The sequence below is a fragment of the Saccharopolyspora indica genome (genome assembly GCF_027853965.1).
Taxonomy (GTDB): Bacteria; Actinomycetota; Actinomycetes; order Mycobacteriales; family Pseudonocardiaceae; genus Saccharopolyspora; species Saccharopolyspora indica.
In genome coordinates this window covers 257,444-274,890 of the sequence record NZ_JAQGLB010000001.1, presented here as the reverse complement: position 1 = coordinate 274,890, position 17,447 = coordinate 257,444, and the positions used below count along the sequence as shown (strand labels likewise).

The following is a 17,447-nucleotide window of genomic DNA, read 5'->3' as shown; positions in this document are numbered from 1 at the left end:
ACTAGACTAACCGGGTGAGCACACACGCGCCGGAGACGGCGGGACCAGCGGCTTCGGTGCCTCGCGACCGGGTCGTCGCCGCCGCGTGGGCCGAGCTGGGCCCTGGCGTGGCGGCGCTGAGCAACGCCAGCGGCCGGCCGCTCGCCCGCACCGTGAAGCTCGTCCTCGACCCGCTGGTCCTGCGGCCCGCCCAGAACCCGCACCTCGGCGGCGGCCGGATCGACCAGGCCGACGCCGCCGGACTGCGGCAGCGCATCCTCGACGCGGCTGCCGACCTGACCGCCACGGCCGCCTGGTTCGCGGCCCTGAAGCGCGCGCGCCGCGCCGCCCGGATCACCGAGGGCAACCCGCAGGACCTCTACTTCCAGCGCTGCTTCGAACTGGCCCGCACGCACGGCGCTCCCGGTGCCGACGCCGGGCAGATCGCGCTGGAGGTGGTCCAGGAGATCCGCGACGCGGCCGGGGACATGACGGTCGCGCAGCTGCGCCGCCACATGACCGACCAGGCCGACGCGCTGACCGAGCTGCTGGACGCCGCGTGGCGCGAGACGCCGAGCCCCGAACCCGGCGAGACCACCTCCGTCGCGGACTTCCTGGACAGCTGCGGTGCGGGCGAGGCCGACGGCGACGCCTTCGACCGGCTCCTGAAGACCGCCGCGGGCACTCGTGCGTCCGCCGAACTCGGCGTGCGCGGAGCCGCCCGGGACCACGGGCTGACCGACCTGCCGCTGCCCGAGCCGCCGCGACTGGGCGACCACGCGTCGAAGAACCGGCTCCCCAAGCCCTTCGACCGCTCCATCTTCGAGCGGCTCTTCGCGTCGTTCACCAGCAGTTTCCACCGGGAGAGCATGGAAGCCGTGCCCGGTCTCGTCCGCGCCGAGATCTCCCGCTCCGCGCTCCCCTGGCAGCTGGGCGAGGAGCGGAGCCGCCTCACCATGCTGCTCGGCCGCGAAGCCAGCGGCGGGCTCACCGAGGGCGGGCCGCAGGCCACCGCCGCGCACCGGCGACTGGGCTCGCGCTGGGAGCGGGAGGCCTACGTGCGCCGGGTGCTGCGGCTGCCCGGCGCGGCCAGCGGTGTGCCCGAGGACCTGCGCTCCGACGTCGTCACCGTGCGCCAGGCCTACCTGCGCAGGCTGTGGGTGCGGGTGCACGGCCGGGAGCTGCGCGGTGAGCAGCTGGAACCGCACGAGGTGTGGGACCTGCTCGACGGGGTGCTGCGGTCGGTCATCATGGACCACCGGCAGCGGCTGAAGCAGTCGCTCACCCGGGAGACGGCGGGGGCGGCATGATCCGGATCGAGATCAGCGGCGACCAGGCGCGGCTCGCGGAGGCCACCGACTGGCCGGAACCGGCGACGACCGGACTCGTCGAGGCCCGCGGCGCGCTGCTGAGCTGGGACGTCACCGCAGGCGCCGCGTTCCCGAACGCGCAGGTCCACGACCCGGACGCGGCCGCGGGATGGCTCTGGGAGATCTACGGCGACGACATCGCCGACGCCGTGCTCGCCGACGCCCCGACTCAGGCCCCGCTGCCCCCGGAAGAGCCCGAGCTGCTGCCCGCGGCACGCCGGCTCGCCCGGCTGAACTGGGCGGCGGCGTGGTGGCCCGCCTCCGCGCAGGCAGCGATCCCTCCGCTGTCCCGGGAACTCCTCGCGGCGGAAACGGCGGTGGCCACCGCAGCTCTGGAGCACCTGCTCGACGACGAGGACTGCGTCGAGCGGGCGCTCGACGCGGCCTCGCTGAGCGCGGTGGAAGCACTCGCCGAACACGCGGTCTTCGCGGCCGGTGCGATCGAGCTGGCCGAAGAGCTGCGCTCGCTCGCCGAGGACCACGGCGTCGAGCTCGACGCGGCGCGGGTGCCCGGTCAGGCCGACTGGGCGCTGGCGGCCGGTGGCACCCACCTGGCCGCCGCCACCGGGACCAGCTCGCTGAACTGGGCGGACGTTCCCGCGCAAACGCTCGACGCGATGGGCGGCGCCGGGTGGACGATCGGCCGCCGGGGCGGCGAGACCGTGCTGTCGGTGTCCGTTCCGGCCGCTCCGACGGTCGAGTTCCCCCACCACGAGCCGCCGCTCGCGCCCGTCCTGCTCGCCAGGTTCGGCCCGGCCCGGCTCGGCGTGGAAGTGCCGCTGCGGCGGGTGGAGAACCGGTTCACCGGCGAAGCGGTGCTTCCGGCGACCGCGCTCCTGCTGCCGACAGCCGAACGAACGCTGTCGGTGCGCGACACGCGGATCACCGCAGAACCGACCGCGGTCCCCACCCCGGCTGAGGACGTCCGCGCCGCCGTGATCGCCCACGCGCGCAGCAGGCTCGCGGACGCCACGGCCTCGTTGGCCGAGCGGGCCGCCGCGCACGCCGGAGGAATGTCGTGACCGGACCGGCTCTCCAGGGGCCGATGCCCACCGGAGAACGCTGGAAACCGGTTCGCGACAACAACAACGAAGGCGCGCAGCTCCTGCGGGCCGGGCAGATCGCGCGCAGCGCCGAGCTCTTCGAGCAGGCCATCGCGCTCACCCGCGTCGCCGACGTCGACGCCGAGGGCCTCGACCTGCGCTGCCGCGCCCTGACCAACCTCGCCGCGGCCCGCGAGCTGAGCGGGGACCTCGGCGGCGCGATCGCCGGGATCGAGGAGGCGATCGGCACCGGCCTGCGGGTGCTGGCCGAGATCGGCGACCGCCGCGGCACCCGCTCCGCGGTGCTGAACGGGCACCTCTCCCGGGCGCAGACGCTCATCCTGCTGGGCAGGCTGGACGAAGCGCTGGAGTCCGCCGACCGGGCCGCCGCGCTGATCTCCGGTGATGACGGTGATCTGCTCCGGTTCTCCCTGCACAACGTGCGCTGCGGCATCTTCCTCGAAGCCGGGCGGCTGCCCGAAGCCGAGCAGGAGGGCGAACGCGCCCTCGAAGTGGCCCTGGCCAGCCACCCGGAGCTGTCGGCCTCGGTCTACCCGAACCTCGCCGGCATCGCCCAGCTGACCGGTGATGACGCCACCGCGCAGGACTACCTCGCGCTGGCCGAGCAGATCAACCAGCTCGCCGGCGACGCGACGAGCCGCCAGCTCGCCGTGGAGAACCTGGCCCGGACGTCGTTGCAGGCCGGGCGGCTGGAAGAGGCGCGGCGCGGTTTCGAGACGGCCGAGGCGCTGGCCGTCGAGGCCGGGCTGCCGACCAGGGCCGCCGCCAGTCGCTGCGGGATCGCCGCGGTGCGGCTGCACAGCGGGTGCCCGGAGGAGGCGGCGGGAGCACTGCGAGAAGCGATCACGCAGTTCCCGGCCGGCGGCGCGCATGTGGAGCGCCTCCAGGCCTGGGGCCTGCTCGGCGACGCCGAATCGGTGCGGATGAACTTCGACGCCGCCGAAGACGCCTACACCAGCGCCCGCGAGCACGCGCTCACCGCGCAGGACCGGTGCCGCGTCGACGTCCGCCGCGCGGAGATGCACGCGGAGCGGGCGGCGGCATCGCCGGACGACCGAGCGGCACTGCTGGCCCGAGCGCTGGACCTCGCGGTCACCGCGCACCTGACCACCGAGGCGCTGCGCGAGACGTTCCCGCCGGGTCCCACGCGCGAGCGGTGGGTCGGCTCCGTGGCCGCACCGGCCCGCGAGCTCGCGTTCCGGCTGGCCGCGGCGCTCCGCGACACCCGGCTGCTGCTGGCCTTGACGGAGAACGCTTCGGCGGCGGTCACCTTCCGCTCCCCCGCGGCCACCGCGATCTCCCCGTGGGCCACCGAAATCCAGCCGACCGTTCCCACCGGCTCCGGGATCGAGCTGCCCGCCGCGGCATCCGGGCTGCTCACCGGTGCGACGCGGATTCCCGTGCGGTTCCAGCCGCCCCCGCGGGTGCTCTCCTGCCCGGGTGCGGACGTGCTGCTCTCGGAGTGGATCGACCGCGCCGAGCAGCGCTACGGCATCCGCGTCCGGTCCGAGGAGGTCGTGGCGGGATGGTGAACTGGCGAGCAGCGGAGCACCTGGTCCCGCCGGAGGTCCGCGCGATCCCGGACGGCGGCGAAGTGCTGGCCGGGCTGGCGGCCGCCACCCGGCCGGTCGCCCGACTGACCTACGTGGACGCCGATGAGCTCTACCTGAGCTGGGTGTGGGACCACGCTCCGGCGCACCCCCGGATGGTCGTGCTGCCGCGCGCGCACATCGCCCCCGGTCTGGAACTGCTGCGCGCCGCGCTGCCCTCGCCGCTGCCGTCCGAAACCGGCCACCAAGCGCTCGAACGAGCTCTCGGCGGCGGCGACTTCACCGACCCGGCCCGCGAACAGCGGCTCGCCACCGCGCTGACCTCGTGCGTCATCCCGCAACGGCTCGGGCTGGAGCTCAACGCGCTGGAATCCCGCGGATTCCGCCCGCACCTGCGCATCCAGCCCTCGCCGTCCACCGCGCAGCTGCCGTGGGAACTGCTGGGCACCTCCGGCACCGACCGGTTGACCGACATGGTCGACATCTCCACGCTGCTGCCCGCATCGCTGCGCAACGGGGCCGGAAGGGCCGTCTCGGCGTGGGATCCGCGGGGCGCGGTGGTCACAGCGCTCGACCCCGCGGTTCCGGGCTTCGGCGAGACCTCCGAGCTGGGCAGCGTGCTCGGCCCCGTCGCACCGGGATCACCGCTGGCCGAGATGGTCGCGGCGCTCGGTGATCGCGCCCGCCCGGGCGGAAATGCCTTCCGTCGCAACGACTTCGGCCGCGACCGGCTGGTCGCCGAGCTCGACGGCGCGTCGCGCTTCCTCTACGTCGGCCACGTGACGGCCTCGACGCACGCCCTCGACTCCCGGATGCACCTCTCCGACGGCGCCGGGACCACCGGTCACGCCGAACCGGTCAACGGGCACCGCCCCTTCACCGCCGCCGACATCGTCCTCGGCCACGGACCGGCCGAACCGCTGCGCGCGCCCAACCGGGTCGCTCTGGTCGCGTGCGAGTCCGGCGGTGACCTGCGCTTCGCCGAACCGACCGGCCTGGTCGCGGCCTTCACGCACCGCGGAGCGGAGTACGTCACCGCGACGCGCTGGACCCTGCCGACCGAAGCCGGGTTGCGGCGCTACGTCCCGGGGCTGGGTGATCGCGCGGCGGGCGTGCTGGCCGAGGCGATCCTCGCGGTGAACGCCGCGCACGAGTCACCGGACCCGGTCGCCGCGCTCAACGCGTGGCAGCGCGCCCAAGCCCACCGGTGGATCGAGACCGGCGATCTCCGCTGCACACCGCTGATCTGGGCGGCGTTCCACACCGCCTGGTCACCGCCACCGCCCGACCTCCGGCAGCGCTGACGCGCCTCGGCCGCCCACCGCGCAGGTTGCGGTGGGCGGCCGAGAACGTCCAGGTGCGGGTCAGCGGGCGTTCTGGTCGACGCTGGCGTTGTTGAAGGCGGTCACATCGACATCACCGGCGAAGGAGCCGTTGTAGACGTCGACGTCGACGTCCTGCCACACGTCCAGGTGCTGGTCGATGTCGCCGAAGCCGCCCCACCAGCCGCCGCCGAGTGCCTTGCGCTCCGGCAGCAGCTCCACCGAGAGGTGTTCGAACATGGTTCCCCCTTGTTCGCGTTCACGACAGTGCAAACAGCGGTACCAACCGCCGAGCCCGAGTACGACAGAGCACCGTCACCACACCGTCACCACGCCGTCACGCCCGCCCGCCGACCACCCGCCGACACCCGCCCGCACCCTCCGTGTTCACCTCCCCACCAGGTGAAACGCGGGTTTGAAACGCGCCGGGTAAGCGAATCGGGTGAACCCGGGATCCCTCGCCTGCGCAGCGCAGCGAGCGACCGTTGTACGCTATTCCATGGAAGATTGGAGAAGCGATGGCCGATCGGGATTCGAAGACCGCTCTGTTCGATCAGTTCGCCCGCGTCGGCAAGGCGCTGAGCAGCGGGAAGCGGCTGGAACTGCTCGATCTGCTCGCGCAGGGAGAGCGCACCGTCGAGGCCCTGGCACGCGCCGCGCAGCTGGGCACGACCACCGCCTCCGCGCATCTGCAGACGCTCAAGCAGGCGAACCTGGTCCTCACCCGCCGCGAGGGGACCAAGATCTACTACCGGCTCGCCGGGAGCGACGTCGCCGCGCTGTTCGCGCTGGTGCGGACCGTGGCCAGCGCTCACCTCCCCGACGTGGAGGCGGCTCGCGCCGCCCACCTCGGCTCCGCGGGCACCGAGCACGTCAGCCGGGAGGAGCTGCTGCGCCGCGCCCGGCTCGGCGACGTGGTGGTGCTCGACGTGCGGCCTCACGAGGAGTACGCCGCCGGGCACATCCCGGGAGCGGTGTCGATCCCGGTGGACGAGCTCGCCGACCGGCTCGACGACATCCCGGCCGATCAGGAGATCGTCGCCTACTGCCGCGGGAGCTACTGCGTGCTGTCCTACGACGCCGTGCGGCTGCTGACCGCGCACGGCCGCAACGCCCGGCCGCTGGCCGACGGGATGCTCGAATGGCAGCTCGCCGAGCTGCCGGTGGAGGCGAGCTGACATGACCAGGGCAGCCGACCTCGGGCACCTCCAGCACGAGCACTGGCAGAGCACCTACCGAGCCCATCCGGGCATGTACGGCGACCAGCCGTCCGAGCCCGCGCAGCACGCGGCGGGGCTCTTCACCACCGGCGGTGCGATCCTCGAACTGGGCGCCGGGCACGGGCGGGACAGCCTGCACTTCGCGCGGTGCGGTTTCACCGTGCACGCCATGGACTTCAGCAGCGACGGCCTCGCGCAACTCCGCTCCCGCGCGCGCGAAGGCGGTGTGTCCGGTCGCATCACCACGACCGCGCACGACGTCCGCACCCCGATCCCGCTCCGGGACGGAAGCGTGGACGGCGTCTTCGCGCACATGCTGCTGTGCATGGCGCTGTCCACAGCGGAGATCCACGCGCTGGTCGCGGAGATCCACCGCGTGCTGCGCCCGGGCGGTGCCCTGGTGTACACCGCGCGGCACACCGGCGACGCCCACTACGGCGCCGGTGTCGCGCACGGCGACGACATCTACGAGCACGGCGGTTTCGCCGTGCACTTCTTCGACCGCGACCTGGTCGATTCCCTCGCGCTGGGGTGGTCCGCGCCCGATGTGCACGCCTTCGAGGAAGGCGGGCTCCCCCGGCGCCTGTGGCGCATCACCCAGACCAAACCCCGCTGAACCGGGGAACGTTCCAGGCGGAAAGGCCTCTCCGTGTCCGTTGCAGCCCATCCTGCCCAGAAGCGCATTCTCACCGTGCTGGTGACCGCGCAGATACTCAGCGGGGCCGGTCTCGCCGCAGGCATCACCGTGGGCGCGCTGCTGGCGCAGGAGATGCTCGCCAGCACCAGTTTGTCCGGGCTGCCCAGTGCGCTGTTCACCATCGGTTCCGCCGCCACCGCGGTCATCGTCGGACGCGTCTCGCAGCGATTAGGCCGCCGCGTCGGGCTCTCGATGGGCTACGCCACCGGAGCAGCGGGGAGCTTGGGCGTCGTGATCGCCGCCGGCACCGGCAACGTGTTCCTGCTGTTCCTCTCGCTGTTCGTCTACGGCGCGGGCAGCGCCACCAACCTCCAGGCCCGCTATGCCGGGGCCGATCTCGCCGCGCCGCAGCAGCGGGGCCGAGCGGTGAGCACCGTCCTGGTGGCCACCACCGTCGGGGCCGTCGCCGGGCCGAACCTGGTCACCGCGACGGGCGGGCTGGCCGCCTCCCTGGGGCTACCGCAGCTGGCCGGTCCTTTCCTCCTCGCGGCGGTCGCCTACGCGGCGGCCGCGGTCGTGCTGTGGGTCATGCTCCGCCCCGATCCCCTGACCACCGCGCGCGCCTTCGCCGCGGAAACGCCGCGGTCCCAGGAAGAATCCGTGGATCCGGCGACACCGCATCGCGCGCACCTGGTGCTGGGCGCGTCGGTCATGGTGATCACCCAGATCGTCATGGCCGCGATCATGACCATGACGCCGGTGCACATGCAGCACCACGGCCACGACGTCAGCGCGGCAGGACTGGTCATCGCGGTGCACATCGCCGGGATGTACCTGCCGTCCCCGTTCAGCGGGCTGCTCGTCGACCGCTTCGGCCGGCTGGCGGTGGCCGCCGCCTCCGGGATCACCCTCCTCGGCGCCGGGCTGGTCGCGGCCCTGGCACCGCCGCAGTCCACCTGGCTGCTCGCGCTCGCGCTCGGGCTGCTCGGGCTCGGCTGGAACTTCGGCCTGATCAGCGGCACCACGATCATCACCGACGCCGTTCCGCTGGCCACCCGGGCCAAGGTCCAGGGCAAGATCGACGTCTCCATCGCACTGGCCGGGGCGGGCGGCGGCATGGCCTCCGGCATGGTCGTCGCGGCCAGCAGCTACTCGGTGCTCGCGGTCGTCGGCGGTGTCCTCGCCCTGGCGATCATCCCCGCCGTCGCCCGCACCGCCCGCGCCTGAGCGCTCGCGGAGCCGGTTCCGGGTGGTGACCCGGCCAGGTCACCACCCGGAGCGGTCGCACCGCTGGCGGCCGGTCACGCGGCGACGACGGTGAACTGGGCGGTGCGGACCTTTCCGGCGTGCTTGAAGTCGAGGAACAGCCGGTAGGTCCCCGGGCCGGGCACCGCCGCGTGGAAGCCGATCTCCGGGCCGGGGCCGGTCGCGTCCTCCGGGTGGACGTGCAGGTACGCGAGGTCTCCGAGCCGGAGGGCGACCAGGTGCCCGTAGGCGCCGAGGTAGGGCTCCAGGTCGGTGACCGGGGCACCGTCGCGGTGCACGGTCAGGGCGAGCCGGTGTGCCTGGCCCGGCCGGAGTTCGCCGTCGAGCACGACCTCGTAGCCGTCGACCGCCGACACCGCGGCCGCTTCCGGCACCGGGCGCGGCCGGTAGTCACCGGCGACCGCCAGGTCCGCGCCGAGCGTGAGCCCGGCCGCGCCTTCGGGCTGGAAGTCGACGAAGACGCGGTACTCCCCCGCCTCCGGCAGCTCCAGCGGCACCGTCCAGGTCCCGCCGCCGGTCTCGACCGGGTGCAGGTGCCAGAAGGCGGTGAGGTCGCGGCGGACCGCGATGAGGTGGATCCGCTTCCCGTGCACCTCGGCCAGCGAGGTCACCGCCGCCCCGTCCGGTCCGAGGATGCGGAACCGGTAGTCGGCGGTTCCGCCGGCGACCAGCCGGGCGGTCTCCGGCGCGAAGGTGTAGCCGTCCTTGCTGATCTGCAGCCCTTCCGGGGCACCCGCGTGGCCGTGGTGACCGGCGTGGTGCGCTGCGGCGTGGTCGTGGTGACCCGCGTGCGTCGACTGGTTCATCGCCATCCCCTCTCGATACCCCCAGGGGGTATGTGCCCGATGCCGAGAACTATGCCAACCCGTCCACGTCGGCGCAACGTGATCCACAACATACCCCTTGGGGGTACGCGACAACTTGATGAGACATACCCCCAAGGGGTATATGTATCAGCCCGGACCACCGAGCAGCGCCTGGAGCGAGGACGCGTGATGCGACGACTGACAGCACTGGAACCGATCGACGCCCCCGCCGCTTCGCGCGAGCAGCTGGAGGAGATCATCACCCGGCACGGATCCGCGGGCGAGATGATCCGCACGATGGCGCACTCGCCCGCGCTCCTGCAGGGCTACCTCTCGTTCTCGAGGGCGGTGAAGCGCACGAAGCTGCCGCGCGCGCTCAGCGAGAAGATCTCGCTGGCCGTCCAGGAGTGGCTCGGCTGCGAGACCTGCTTGAACGCGCACGCCGAAGCCGCGAAAGCGGCGGGGCTGACCGACACCGACATCGCACTCGCCCGGCAGGCGACCTCCACCGACCCGCGCGAGGCGGCACTGCTCACCTTCGCGCTCAAGGTGCTCGCGGAACCGGCGGCGATCAGCGACGACGAGCTCTCCGACCTCACCGCCCACGGCTGGACCGAACGCACGATCGCCGACGCAGTCGCGCTCGTCGTCCTGAACCAGCTCACCGGCACCTTCAACCTCGTCGCCGGAATCTGACCGAGGTGAAGGGCACCTTTGGCCCACATACTTGGCGAAAGGTGCCCTTCACCCCTCACCCGATCGTGAGCGCCCGGGTCAGGACGCCAGGCGGTCCGGGAGGTGGTGGTGGGCGAACTCGACCACCTGGTGGGCCACCGCCCGGAGCTGGTCCGCGGGCTGGCCGGTCGGGGTTCCGGTGTCGTCGAAGCACGGGAGCGCCGAGTTCATCGCGACTCCCAGCGGGGTCGGCCAGCCGCGCAGGGCGTGCGTGATGGCGCGCAGCTGGGCCAGCGTCGCGGTCGACGCCTGCCAGCCCGCCGCCGTGGCGATGCAGCCGACCGCCCGCCCGTCGAGGTACGGGCGGACGTCGGTGCGCAGGTCCTCGGTGTAGTCGAGGGCGTTCTTGATCATCCCGGAGACCGCGCCGTGGTAGCCGGGCGAGGCGATGAGCACGCCGTCCGCCCGGCGCAGCGCCTCGACCAGCCGCGCCGCTTCGGGCGTGCGACCGGGATCCTCCGGCCGGTACATCGGCAGGTCGAGCTCGGCCGCGGCGCACACCAGCGTCCTCGCACCGAGTTCCGAGGCCACCTCCAGCGCGAAGCGCAACGCGCGTTCGCTGGAGGAGCCCGCTCTGGTCGTGCCGCCGATCCCGACGACCAGCGGGCCGTTCGATTCGCTGTGCTGCATGGCTGATCCCCTCACGAGAAGTCGGCGAAGTCGAAGCGGGCCACTTCGGCGAGCTGGTCGCCCAGCTCCGCCACCAGGGCCGAGAAGCCCCGTTCACCGGCTTCGGCGCTCGCGCGGGTCGGGTCGCCGAGGTAGCCGTCGGGGCCGAAGTCGTCGGAGAGCCAGCCGAAGGCGACGCTGCCGCCGAACCGGACGTGCTCGTTGTCGTTGAGGCGCTGGGGAATCCGGCGACGCGCTGCGGAGAGGTCGACCAGGTCGGGGCGCAGGTGCAGCACCAGCGAGGTCTCCATCGCGCCGCCGTGGACGCCCAGGCCGAGTTCCGCGTCGGCGAAGGACTCGTCGCGCTCGACCGGGACGAAGGTGTTGGTGGCGAAGGTCATCAGCCCGTGCCGCAACCGGATGTCGCGCAGCGCCGTCTGGATCTCGGAGATGTTGCCGCCGTGGCCGTTGACGAAGACCAGCCGCCGGATGCCGGTGGCCGCCACCGACCGGCCGATGTCGTCGAGCACCGCGGCGAACGTCGCGGTCGACAGCGACAGCGTGCCCGGCGCCCAGACGTGCTCGACGGACCGGCCGAACGCCAGCGCGGGCAGCAACCACAGGTCGAGCTCCTCGCCGCGCTGGTCCACCACCGCGCGCGCCGCCGCTTCGGCGACCAGCGCGTCGGTGCTCAGCGGCAGGTGCGGGCCGTGCTGCTCGATCGCACCCACCGGCAGCACCGCCACCGACGACGGGCGGGCGGCGCCCACGTCGGCGGCGCTCAGCTCGGCGAACTCGCGGGACACGATCACGGTTCCTCCTTCTTGTGCGCCACTGCGCGGATCTCCACCCGCATCTGCGGGGTGGCCAGCGCCGGGTAGATCAGCAGCGAGGCGTAGGAGCGCTCGTCGAGCAGTCCCGGCGCGTGCTCGGCGAACCACTCGTCGCGGGCGCGCATGTACTCGGCGCGTTCGGCCGGATCGGCGACGAACTGGTCCAGCGCAACGATGTCGTCGGGTTCGGCACCCGCATCGGCCAGCAGCGCGCGGATCCGGTCCAGCGTCGTCCGGGTCTGCCCGGCGATGCCTGTGACGGTCCGGCCTTCGTCGTCGATCACGCCGTCGATCCCGCTGAGGAAGACGAACTCCCCGGCAGCGGCGCCGCGGCTCCACGGTTGTTCGGCCGATCCGTAGAAGAGCGGCCCCAGGCCGCGCTTTCCGGTCATCGCGTCTCCCGGGTGCGGGTGAGGAAGTAGTAGGCCGCCGCGGCCACCGCGCCGCCGACCCAGTAGGTGATGTCGCCGAGCTGCGGGAACGCGGCGGCGATCGGCCCGGTGAACAGGCTCTGGTGCATGAACGGGATCGAGACGACCACGCCGATCGCGAACGCCGGCAGCCCGGAGCGGACCCGGCGGGTGCGGTCGTAGAAGACGTCGACGTCCACGTCGTCGCGGCGGTGCACCAGGAAGTCCACCAGCGTCACGCCCAGCCACGGCCCGATCCAGTAGCCCACCAGGAACAGGAAGTTCTGGAAGTTGCCGAACACCGCTCCTTCGGTGTGCCCGGCCCACCAGCCCAGCGCCGCGCCCAGGATCCCGGTCAGCAGCGCCGAAACCCAGCGGCGCAGCGGGACGTCGGCCATCAGCAGGGCCAGCGAGCCGGAGTAGATGTCGAGCACGCTGCCCGCGATCGTCGAGGCCAGCAGCGCCACCAGGGCGAGCACCGCGAGCCCGTTCGGGATGAGCTGGGTGACCAGGTCGGTCGGGCTGTCCGGCGAGATGGCGGTGCCGATCGCCGCGCCGAGCAGGTGCATCCACAGCCCGGCGATGGCCGCGCCGCCGAACGCCGACCACCGCAGCCTGCGGCGACCGGTCTCGCGGGGCAGGTAGCGGGTGTAGTCCGATGCGCCGATCGCCCAGCCGAACGTGCGGGACGAGCAGATCGCCACGGTCATCAGCATCGCCCCGCTGAGCGTGTTGGCGCCCGGATCGCCACCGGCGCCGAGGTCGCCGCGCGCGATGCCGTAGCCGGTGATGATCAGGAAGAGCACGGCCATCACGACGACCAGGGCACGTTCCACGCGGTGCACGAAGTCGTGGCCGATGATGGCGATCACGATCTGCACCAGCGCCACCACGACCAGCGCGGCCAGGAACGGGATGCCGAACAGCTCGCGCACGATGTAGGTGCCGAGCACGGTGTTCACCGCGAAGTAGCCGAACCCGGTCAGGAACAGCAGCGCGACCGGCAGGAAGTTGCCGAAGTAGCCGAACGGGCCGCGCGACTGCACCATCTGCGGCGCTCCGGCCTGCGGGCCCATGGTGGCCGCGACGCCCAGCAGCAGGCTGCCGATCAGCGTGCCGATGATCAGCGCGAGCGCGGCCTGGGTGAAGCTCAGGCCGAGGAAGGCCGTCGGGATCGCCCCGACCGCCAGCGCCGAGTACTGGAGGTTTCCGGCGAACCACAGGGTGAACGCGGACAGCGGCGTGCCGTGCCGTTCGCCGTCGAGGACCGGTTCGATGCCCTTCTGCTCGACGGCGACCCGGCGCGAGGATCCGGGCGGGGTGGTGGCTCTGGCGGGGTCTTCGACCATGGCGGCCTCCCTGGAACGCACCGATGCGCGCGGAGGGCGCGTGATCGGTGACGAAATGTTGATGCAGCCAACATTCGGACCGATCGTGCACCTGCGGTTCCAGCAAGTCAAGAACGGGAATCCGCGCTTGACTCGGCACGGATATGCGCGACACTGGGCCAACAAATGTTGATGTCACTTACATTTTGGAGGTCGCCTTGCGCTACGGGGTGTTCTTCTTCGGCTCGGTCGAGATGCCCGACGTGCTGGCCGGGAACCCGCTGCCCGCCGGGCAGCGCCGCGCGACCCGCCAGCAGGTGTGGCAGGCGACCCAGCACCTGGTCGACCTCGGCGTGCGCGCCGAGGAGCTGGGTTTCGACAGCTACTGGCTGGCCGAGCACCACTTCCAGCACGAGGGCTACGAGATCGTGCCCAACTCGCTGATGCTGCAGTCCCACCTGGTCGCCAAGACCCGGCGCATCCAGGTCGGCGCGATGTTCAACATCGTCCCCCAGTGGCACCCGCTGCGGCTGGCCGAGGACTTCAGCACGCTGCTCAACCTCTCCGGTGGCCGCGCGGTGCTCGGCGTCGGACGCGGCACCGTCCCCCGCGAACTTCGCAGCCTCGGCATGCACCAGGCCGACATGGGCTACCTGGAATCGGGGGCCAAGCGCGACGAGGTCGACGCGCACAACCGCAAGGTGTTCGCCGAGTACATGGAGGTCGTGCGCACCGCGCTCGGCAACGAGACCTTCTCCTACAAGGGCGAGTTCTTCGAACTGCCGCCCGCGGGCACGCACGGCCCGGACGGTTCGGTGGACACCCTGACGCTGCTGCCCGGGCCGCTGCACGAGGTGGAGATCTGGCAGGCCGTCACCAGCCCGCCCACCCTCGGCTACGCCGCCGAGGTCGGCCACGGCTGCGTCTGGTGGAACCAGTACCACGGGTTCGTCCGCGACCAGTGGGAGCGCTACGCCGAGCTGTACCAGCAGCACCACGACGTCGCGCTCTCCAGCGGCGCCAAGCGGATCCTGGTGCTGCCGGTGCACATCGCCGACGACCACGAGACCGCCTGGCGCATCGGCGGTGCCGGCCACGACGAGTTCTGGAACCTGCTGGCCCCGTTCGGCTGGAGCCGCGGCTACCGGGGCGAGGACGGCAAACCCGCCGCACCCGGGCTGGTGCCGACGCTCCAGCAGTCGACGGAGCAGAAGATGTGGGCGGTCGGCACCCCGGAGGAGGTCGCCGAAACCGTGCAGCACCACAAGGACTCGCTCGGCCTGGAGCACCTGGTGGTCTTCCCGCACTTCCCCGGCCACACCTACGCGATGGCCGAGGAGCAGATGCAGCGCTTCCGCGAGCAGGTCGTGCCGCTGCTGCGCTGAACCCGGCGCTCAGCGGTCGGTGACCATCACCAGCACCCGGACCTGCTCCTCGCCGAGCACCCGCCACCGGTGCGGCGTGCTGCCCGGGTAGGTCGCCACGTCGGCGGGACCGAGCTCCTCGCGCCTGCCACCGGCGAAGTCCAGCTCGATGCGCCCGGACACCACGTACAGCATCTCGTGCCCGACGTGCTCGAAGTAGTCGCCGAACTCCACCGGACCACCGGTGTACTCGATCGGCTGCACCGGCCAGTCGGCGCGGCTCAGCGAGCGCACCGTGGTGCCGTCCGGCACGTCCGCCCGCGGCACCGCGACGCCCTCGCCCGCGCGCAGCACGCCGATCTCCTGCTCGGTGCGGGTGGCCAGCAGAGCCGACACCGTGGTGCCCAGCGCGACCGCGATGCGTTGCAGCGTGTTCACGCTGGCGGTGGTCAGGCCGCGCTCGAACTGGCTCAAGAACGCGTGCGAGAGCCCGGCGTGCTCGCCTAGTTTCTTCAAGGTGAGCCCGCGCCCGCGGCGCAGCTCCCTGACCCGCGCACCGACCGAGTCGCCCCAGTCGTCCGAAGCCGTTCTCCCCACGACGCCACTGTAATCGATCCAGCACGGAGGGAATCCCATGGCGAGCCCGGTGACCGATCCGCACCGCACCGACCACGACGCCCTGCGCGAGGTCGCCGACCGCGTGCTGTGGTTGTCCACCGCGATGATCCACCACGCCAACCGGGTGCGGCCCAATCCCACCGGGCTCAAGGTCGGCGGGCACCAGGCGTCCTCGGCGTCGATGGTGTCGATCATGACCTCGCTGTGGTTCCGCCACCTGCGACCGCAGGACCGGGTGTCGGTGAAACCGCACGCCTCGCCGGTGCTGCACGCCATCAACCACCTGCTGGGCAGGCTCGACGCCTCCTACCTGCCGCGGCTGCGGGAGTTCGGCGGGCTGCAGAGCTACCCGAGCCGCACCAAGGACCCCGATCCCGTCGACTACTCCACCGGTTCGGTCGGCATCGGCGCCACCGCGCCGGTCTGGGGCGCCATCGCGCGCCGGTGCGTCGACGGCGGCACCGGCCGCCAGTACTCGCTCATCGGTGACGCCGAGCTCGACGAAGGAGCCGTCTGGGAAGCGGTGCTGGACCCGGTGACCGCCGAGCTCGGCGAGCTCGTCTGGATCGTCGACCTCAACCGGCAGTCGCTGGACCGCGTGGTGCCCCACATCGCCGCCGGGAAGCTGCAGGGCATGTTCACCGCGGCCGGCTGGCAGGTCATCACCCTCAAGTACGGGCAGCGGCTCGAGGAACTGCTCGACCGGCCCGGCGGCGTGCACCTGCGCGCCCGCATCGACGCGATGAGCAACCCCGAGTACCAGCGGCTGCTGCGCTGCGACGCGGCCGAGCTGCGGCGCAGGCTGCCCGGTGGCGGGCCGGATTCCGGCGCCGTCGCCGACTTCCTCACCGCAGTGGACGATGCCGAGCTCGTCGAGGCGTTCGGCAACCTCGGCGGACACGACCTCGGCGCTCTCGACGAGGCGTTCGCGGCGATCGACGACACCCGCCCGACGGTGCTGTTCGCCTACACCGTCAAGGGCCACGGCCTGCCCACCCGGGGACATCCGCAGAACCACTCCTCGCTGCTCAACGACGAGCAGATGCGCGAACTCGCCGAAGCGCTCGGCACCGATCTCGACGACCCGTGGCGGCCGCTCCCCGCGGGCAGCGCCGCGCACGAGCTCTGCACCGCGGCCGCGCGGCGACTGCACCGGCCGGAGCCGCCGCAGGCCCGGCCGCCCGCGGTCCCGGCCGACTTCGGCCGGACGCCCACCGGCACCGCCACCACGCAGGCCGCGCTGGGCCGCGTGCTGCTCGACCTCACCCGGCAGGCACCGGACGTCGCCCAGCGCGTCGTCACCGTCAGCCCGGACGTCAGCTCCACGACGAACCTCGGTGCCTGGGTCAACAAGGTCGGCGTCTGGTCGCCGGTGGAGCGCACGAACTGGTTCGCCGACGACGGGGAGACCATCCTGCACTGGCAGGAGCACCCGACCGGCAGGCACATCGAGCTGGGCATCGCCGAGGTCAACCTGGCCGGGCTGCTCGGCGAGCTCGGCGCGACGTGGAGCCGCTGGGGACGGCCGCTGCTGCCGATCGGGGTGGTCTACGACCCGTTCGTCGAACGCGCGCTGGAACCGTGGTCCTACGGCATCTACGCCGGTGGTCAGTCCATCCTGGTCGGCACGCCCTCCGGTGTCTCGCTCGCGCCGGAGGGCGGGGCGCACCAGTCGATCAAGACGCCGTCGATCGGGCTCGAACAGCCCGGGTGCACCAGCTACGAACCGGCCTTCGCCATCGACACCGAGTGGACACTGCTGGCCGCGCTGAGCCGCCTCGGCAGGCCCGACGGCGGTTCGGCCTACCTCCGGCTGTCCACCCGGCCGGTCGATCAGGGCCTCGCGGCCGTCCCGGACGACGCCGCGGCCCGCGAACGCCGCAGGCGCCAGGTGGTGGCCGGTGGTTACCCGCTCCGGCGCGTCGAGCGCCCCGCGGTCGCGATCGCCGCGATGGGCGGCGTCGTCCCCGAAGCCCTCGCCGCGGCAGCCCGGCTCGACCAGCTCGGCGTCCCCGCCGACGTCATCTGCGTGACCAGCCCCGACCTGCTCCACCGCGCCGTCCGAGCTCGCCAGGGCCGGGAAACCGCCGAATCCTGGATCCTCGACCAGCTCTTCCCCGCGCACCGGGCCGCACCGCTGGTCACCGTCCTCGACGGCCACCCGCACGCGCTGTCCTTCCTGGCCACCATCAACCAGGTCCGCACCACGGCTCTCGGGGTGACGTCCTTCGGCCAGTCCGGCTCGCTCGACGACGTCTACCGCCACCACGGCCTGGACACCGACACCATCATCCGGGCCGCCCTCGACCTGACCGCCTGACCAGAACTTCCGGCTC

The 17,447-nt window shown here is 72.6% G+C and carries 17 protein-coding genes; 10 read left to right on the top strand and 7 right to left on the bottom strand.

Annotated features, from left to right (window positions below; translation table 11 throughout):
* Nucleotides 1-14 precede the first annotated feature (14 nt).
* Genes OU416_RS01295 through OU416_RS01280 form a run of 4 tightly spaced genes read left to right on the top strand, consistent with a single transcriptional unit; the run spans nucleotide 15 to nucleotide 5,267 of the window.
* Entirely contained in the window at nucleotides 15-1,289 is a 1,275-nt protein-coding gene (locus OU416_RS01295; protein ID WP_270924907.1) for a hypothetical protein, read from the top strand.
* Entirely contained in the window at nucleotides 1,286-2,371 is a 1,086-nt protein-coding gene (locus tag OU416_RS01290) for a hypothetical protein (RefSeq protein ID WP_270924906.1), read from the top strand. Before OU416_RS01295 ends, OU416_RS01290 begins: the two co-directional genes overlap by 4 nt.
* Nucleotides 2,368-3,945 (top strand): ATP-binding protein, encoded by a 1,578-nt coding sequence (locus OU416_RS01285; protein ID WP_270924905.1) that lies wholly within the window; start codon nucleotides 2,368-2,370, stop codon nucleotides 3,943-3,945. Before OU416_RS01290 ends, OU416_RS01285 begins: the two co-directional genes overlap by 4 nt.
* On the top strand, nucleotides 3,939-5,267 hold the full coding sequence (locus tag OU416_RS01280) for a CHAT domain-containing protein (protein ID WP_270924904.1): 1,329 nt from the start codon (nucleotides 3,939-3,941) through the stop codon (nucleotides 5,265-5,267). Before OU416_RS01285 ends, OU416_RS01280 begins: the two co-directional genes overlap by 7 nt.
* Nucleotides 5,268-5,327: 60 nt before the next feature.
* Here the strand turns inward: OU416_RS01280 and OU416_RS01275 are convergent, their stop codons facing one another.
* Nucleotides 5,328-5,525, bottom strand: coding sequence for a hypothetical protein (locus OU416_RS01275; RefSeq protein WP_270924903.1), 198 nt, complete (start codon nucleotides 5,523-5,525; stop codon nucleotides 5,328-5,330).
* A 278-nt stretch (nucleotides 5,526-5,803) separates the two neighbouring features.
* Between OU416_RS01275 and OU416_RS01270 the strand changes: the two genes are divergently transcribed.
* The 3 genes from OU416_RS01270 (at nucleotide 5,804) to OU416_RS01260 (ending at nucleotide 8,369) form a co-directional block, all read left to right on the top strand.
* Nucleotides 5,804-6,463: an ArsR/SmtB family transcription factor gene (locus tag OU416_RS01270; protein ID WP_270924902.1), complete on the top strand. Its 660-nt coding sequence runs from the start codon at nucleotides 5,804-5,806 to the stop codon at nucleotides 6,461-6,463.
* A 1-nt stretch (nucleotide 6,464) separates the two neighbouring features.
* Entirely contained in the window at nucleotides 6,465-7,121 is a 657-nt protein-coding gene (locus tag OU416_RS01265; protein WP_270924901.1) for a class I SAM-dependent methyltransferase, read from the top strand.
* A gap of 75 nt (nucleotides 7,122-7,196) precedes the next feature.
* Entirely contained in the window at nucleotides 7,197-8,369 is a 1,173-nt protein-coding gene (locus tag OU416_RS01260) for an MFS transporter (protein WP_270925394.1), read from the top strand.
* Between the two features lie 74 nt (nucleotides 8,370-8,443).
* Here the strand turns inward: OU416_RS01260 and OU416_RS01255 are convergent, their stop codons facing one another.
* Complete coding sequence (locus tag OU416_RS01255; RefSeq protein ID WP_270924900.1) at nucleotides 8,444-9,214, bottom strand: hypothetical protein; 771 nt, start codon at nucleotides 9,212-9,214, stop codon at nucleotides 8,444-8,446.
* 189 nt (nucleotides 9,215-9,403) lie between these two features.
* Here OU416_RS01255 and OU416_RS01250 point away from each other — a divergent pair, with 189 nt between their 5' ends.
* Nucleotides 9,404-9,910 carry a carboxymuconolactone decarboxylase family protein gene (locus tag OU416_RS01250; RefSeq protein WP_270924899.1) on the top strand — a complete coding sequence of 169 codons (507 nt, stop codon included), beginning with the start codon at nucleotides 9,404-9,406 and terminating at the stop codon, nucleotides 9,908-9,910.
* A 78-nt stretch (nucleotides 9,911-9,988) separates the two neighbouring features.
* On the opposite strand, the gene OU416_RS01245 is transcribed toward OU416_RS01250, so the two are convergent.
* From OU416_RS01245 to OU416_RS01230, 4 genes are read right to left on the bottom strand one after another with little or no spacing between them, the layout of a single operon-like run.
* Complete coding sequence (locus OU416_RS01245; protein ID WP_270924898.1) at nucleotides 9,989-10,579, bottom strand: NADPH-dependent FMN reductase; 591 nt, start codon at nucleotides 10,577-10,579, stop codon at nucleotides 9,989-9,991.
* 11 nt (nucleotides 10,580-10,590) lie between these two features.
* Nucleotides 10,591-11,370: a creatininase family protein gene (locus OU416_RS01240; protein ID WP_270924897.1), complete on the bottom strand. Its 780-nt coding sequence runs from the start codon at nucleotides 11,368-11,370 to the stop codon at nucleotides 10,591-10,593.
* Nucleotides 11,367-11,783, bottom strand: coding sequence for a RidA family protein (locus OU416_RS01235; RefSeq protein WP_270924896.1), 417 nt, complete (start codon nucleotides 11,781-11,783; stop codon nucleotides 11,367-11,369). Before OU416_RS01235 ends, OU416_RS01240 begins: the two co-directional genes overlap by 4 nt.
* A complete protein-coding gene (locus OU416_RS01230; protein WP_270924895.1) occupies nucleotides 11,780-13,150 on the bottom strand; it encodes a purine-cytosine permease family protein in 1,371 nt (456 codons plus the stop codon). Before OU416_RS01230 ends, OU416_RS01235 begins: the two co-directional genes overlap by 4 nt.
* A 197-nt stretch (nucleotides 13,151-13,347) precedes the next feature.
* Here OU416_RS01230 and OU416_RS01225 point away from each other — a divergent pair, with 197 nt between their 5' ends.
* Nucleotides 13,348-14,514: an LLM class flavin-dependent oxidoreductase gene (locus OU416_RS01225; RefSeq protein WP_270924894.1), complete on the top strand. Its 1,167-nt coding sequence runs from the start codon at nucleotides 13,348-13,350 to the stop codon at nucleotides 14,512-14,514.
* Nucleotides 14,515-14,523: 9 nt separating this feature from the next.
* Here the strand turns inward: OU416_RS01225 and OU416_RS01220 are convergent, their stop codons facing one another.
* Entirely contained in the window at nucleotides 14,524-15,090 is a 567-nt protein-coding gene (locus tag OU416_RS01220) for a helix-turn-helix domain-containing protein (RefSeq protein ID WP_270924893.1), read from the bottom strand.
* 37 nt (nucleotides 15,091-15,127) lie between these two features.
* Here OU416_RS01220 and OU416_RS01215 point away from each other — a divergent pair, with 37 nt between their 5' ends.
* Complete coding sequence (locus OU416_RS01215) at nucleotides 15,128-17,431, top strand: transketolase-like TK C-terminal-containing protein (protein WP_372907273.1); 2,304 nt, start codon at nucleotides 15,128-15,130, stop codon at nucleotides 17,429-17,431.
* Nucleotides 17,432-17,447 lie beyond the last annotated feature (16 nt).

Bases quoted from the DNA above. Each gene is read 5' to 3' on its own strand.
- OU416_RS01290 (WP_270924906.1), top strand. From the start codon at position 1,286: ATGATCCGGATCGAGATCAGCGGCGACCAGGCGCGGCTCGCGGAGGCC.
- OU416_RS01280 (WP_270924904.1), top strand. From the start codon at position 3,939: ATGGTGAACTGGCGAGCAGCGGAGCACCTGGTCCCGCCGGAGGTCCGC.
- OU416_RS01275 (WP_270924903.1), bottom strand. From the start codon at position 5,525: ATGTTCGAACACCTCTCGGTGGAGCTGCTGCCGGAGCGCAAGGCACTC.
- OU416_RS01270 (WP_270924902.1), top strand. From the start codon at position 5,804: ATGGCCGATCGGGATTCGAAGACCGCTCTGTTCGATCAGTTCGCCCGC.
- OU416_RS01265 (WP_270924901.1), top strand. From the start codon at position 6,465: ATGACCAGGGCAGCCGACCTCGGGCACCTCCAGCACGAGCACTGGCAG.
- OU416_RS01255 (WP_270924900.1), bottom strand. From the start codon at position 9,214: ATGAACCAGTCGACGCACGCGGGTCACCACGACCACGCCGCAGCGCAC.
- OU416_RS01250 (WP_270924899.1), top strand. From the start codon at position 9,404: ATGCGACGACTGACAGCACTGGAACCGATCGACGCCCCCGCCGCTTCG.
- OU416_RS01245 (WP_270924898.1), bottom strand. From the start codon at position 10,579: ATGCAGCACAGCGAATCGAACGGCCCGCTGGTCGTCGGGATCGGCGGC.
- OU416_RS01235 (WP_270924896.1), bottom strand. From the start codon at position 11,783: ATGACCGGAAAGCGCGGCCTGGGGCCGCTCTTCTACGGATCGGCCGAA.
- OU416_RS01230 (WP_270924895.1), bottom strand. From the start codon at position 13,150: ATGGTCGAAGACCCCGCCAGAGCCACCACCCCGCCCGGATCCTCGCGC.
- OU416_RS01215 (WP_372907273.1), top strand. From the start codon at position 15,128: ATGGCGAGCCCGGTGACCGATCCGCACCGCACCGACCACGACGCCCTG.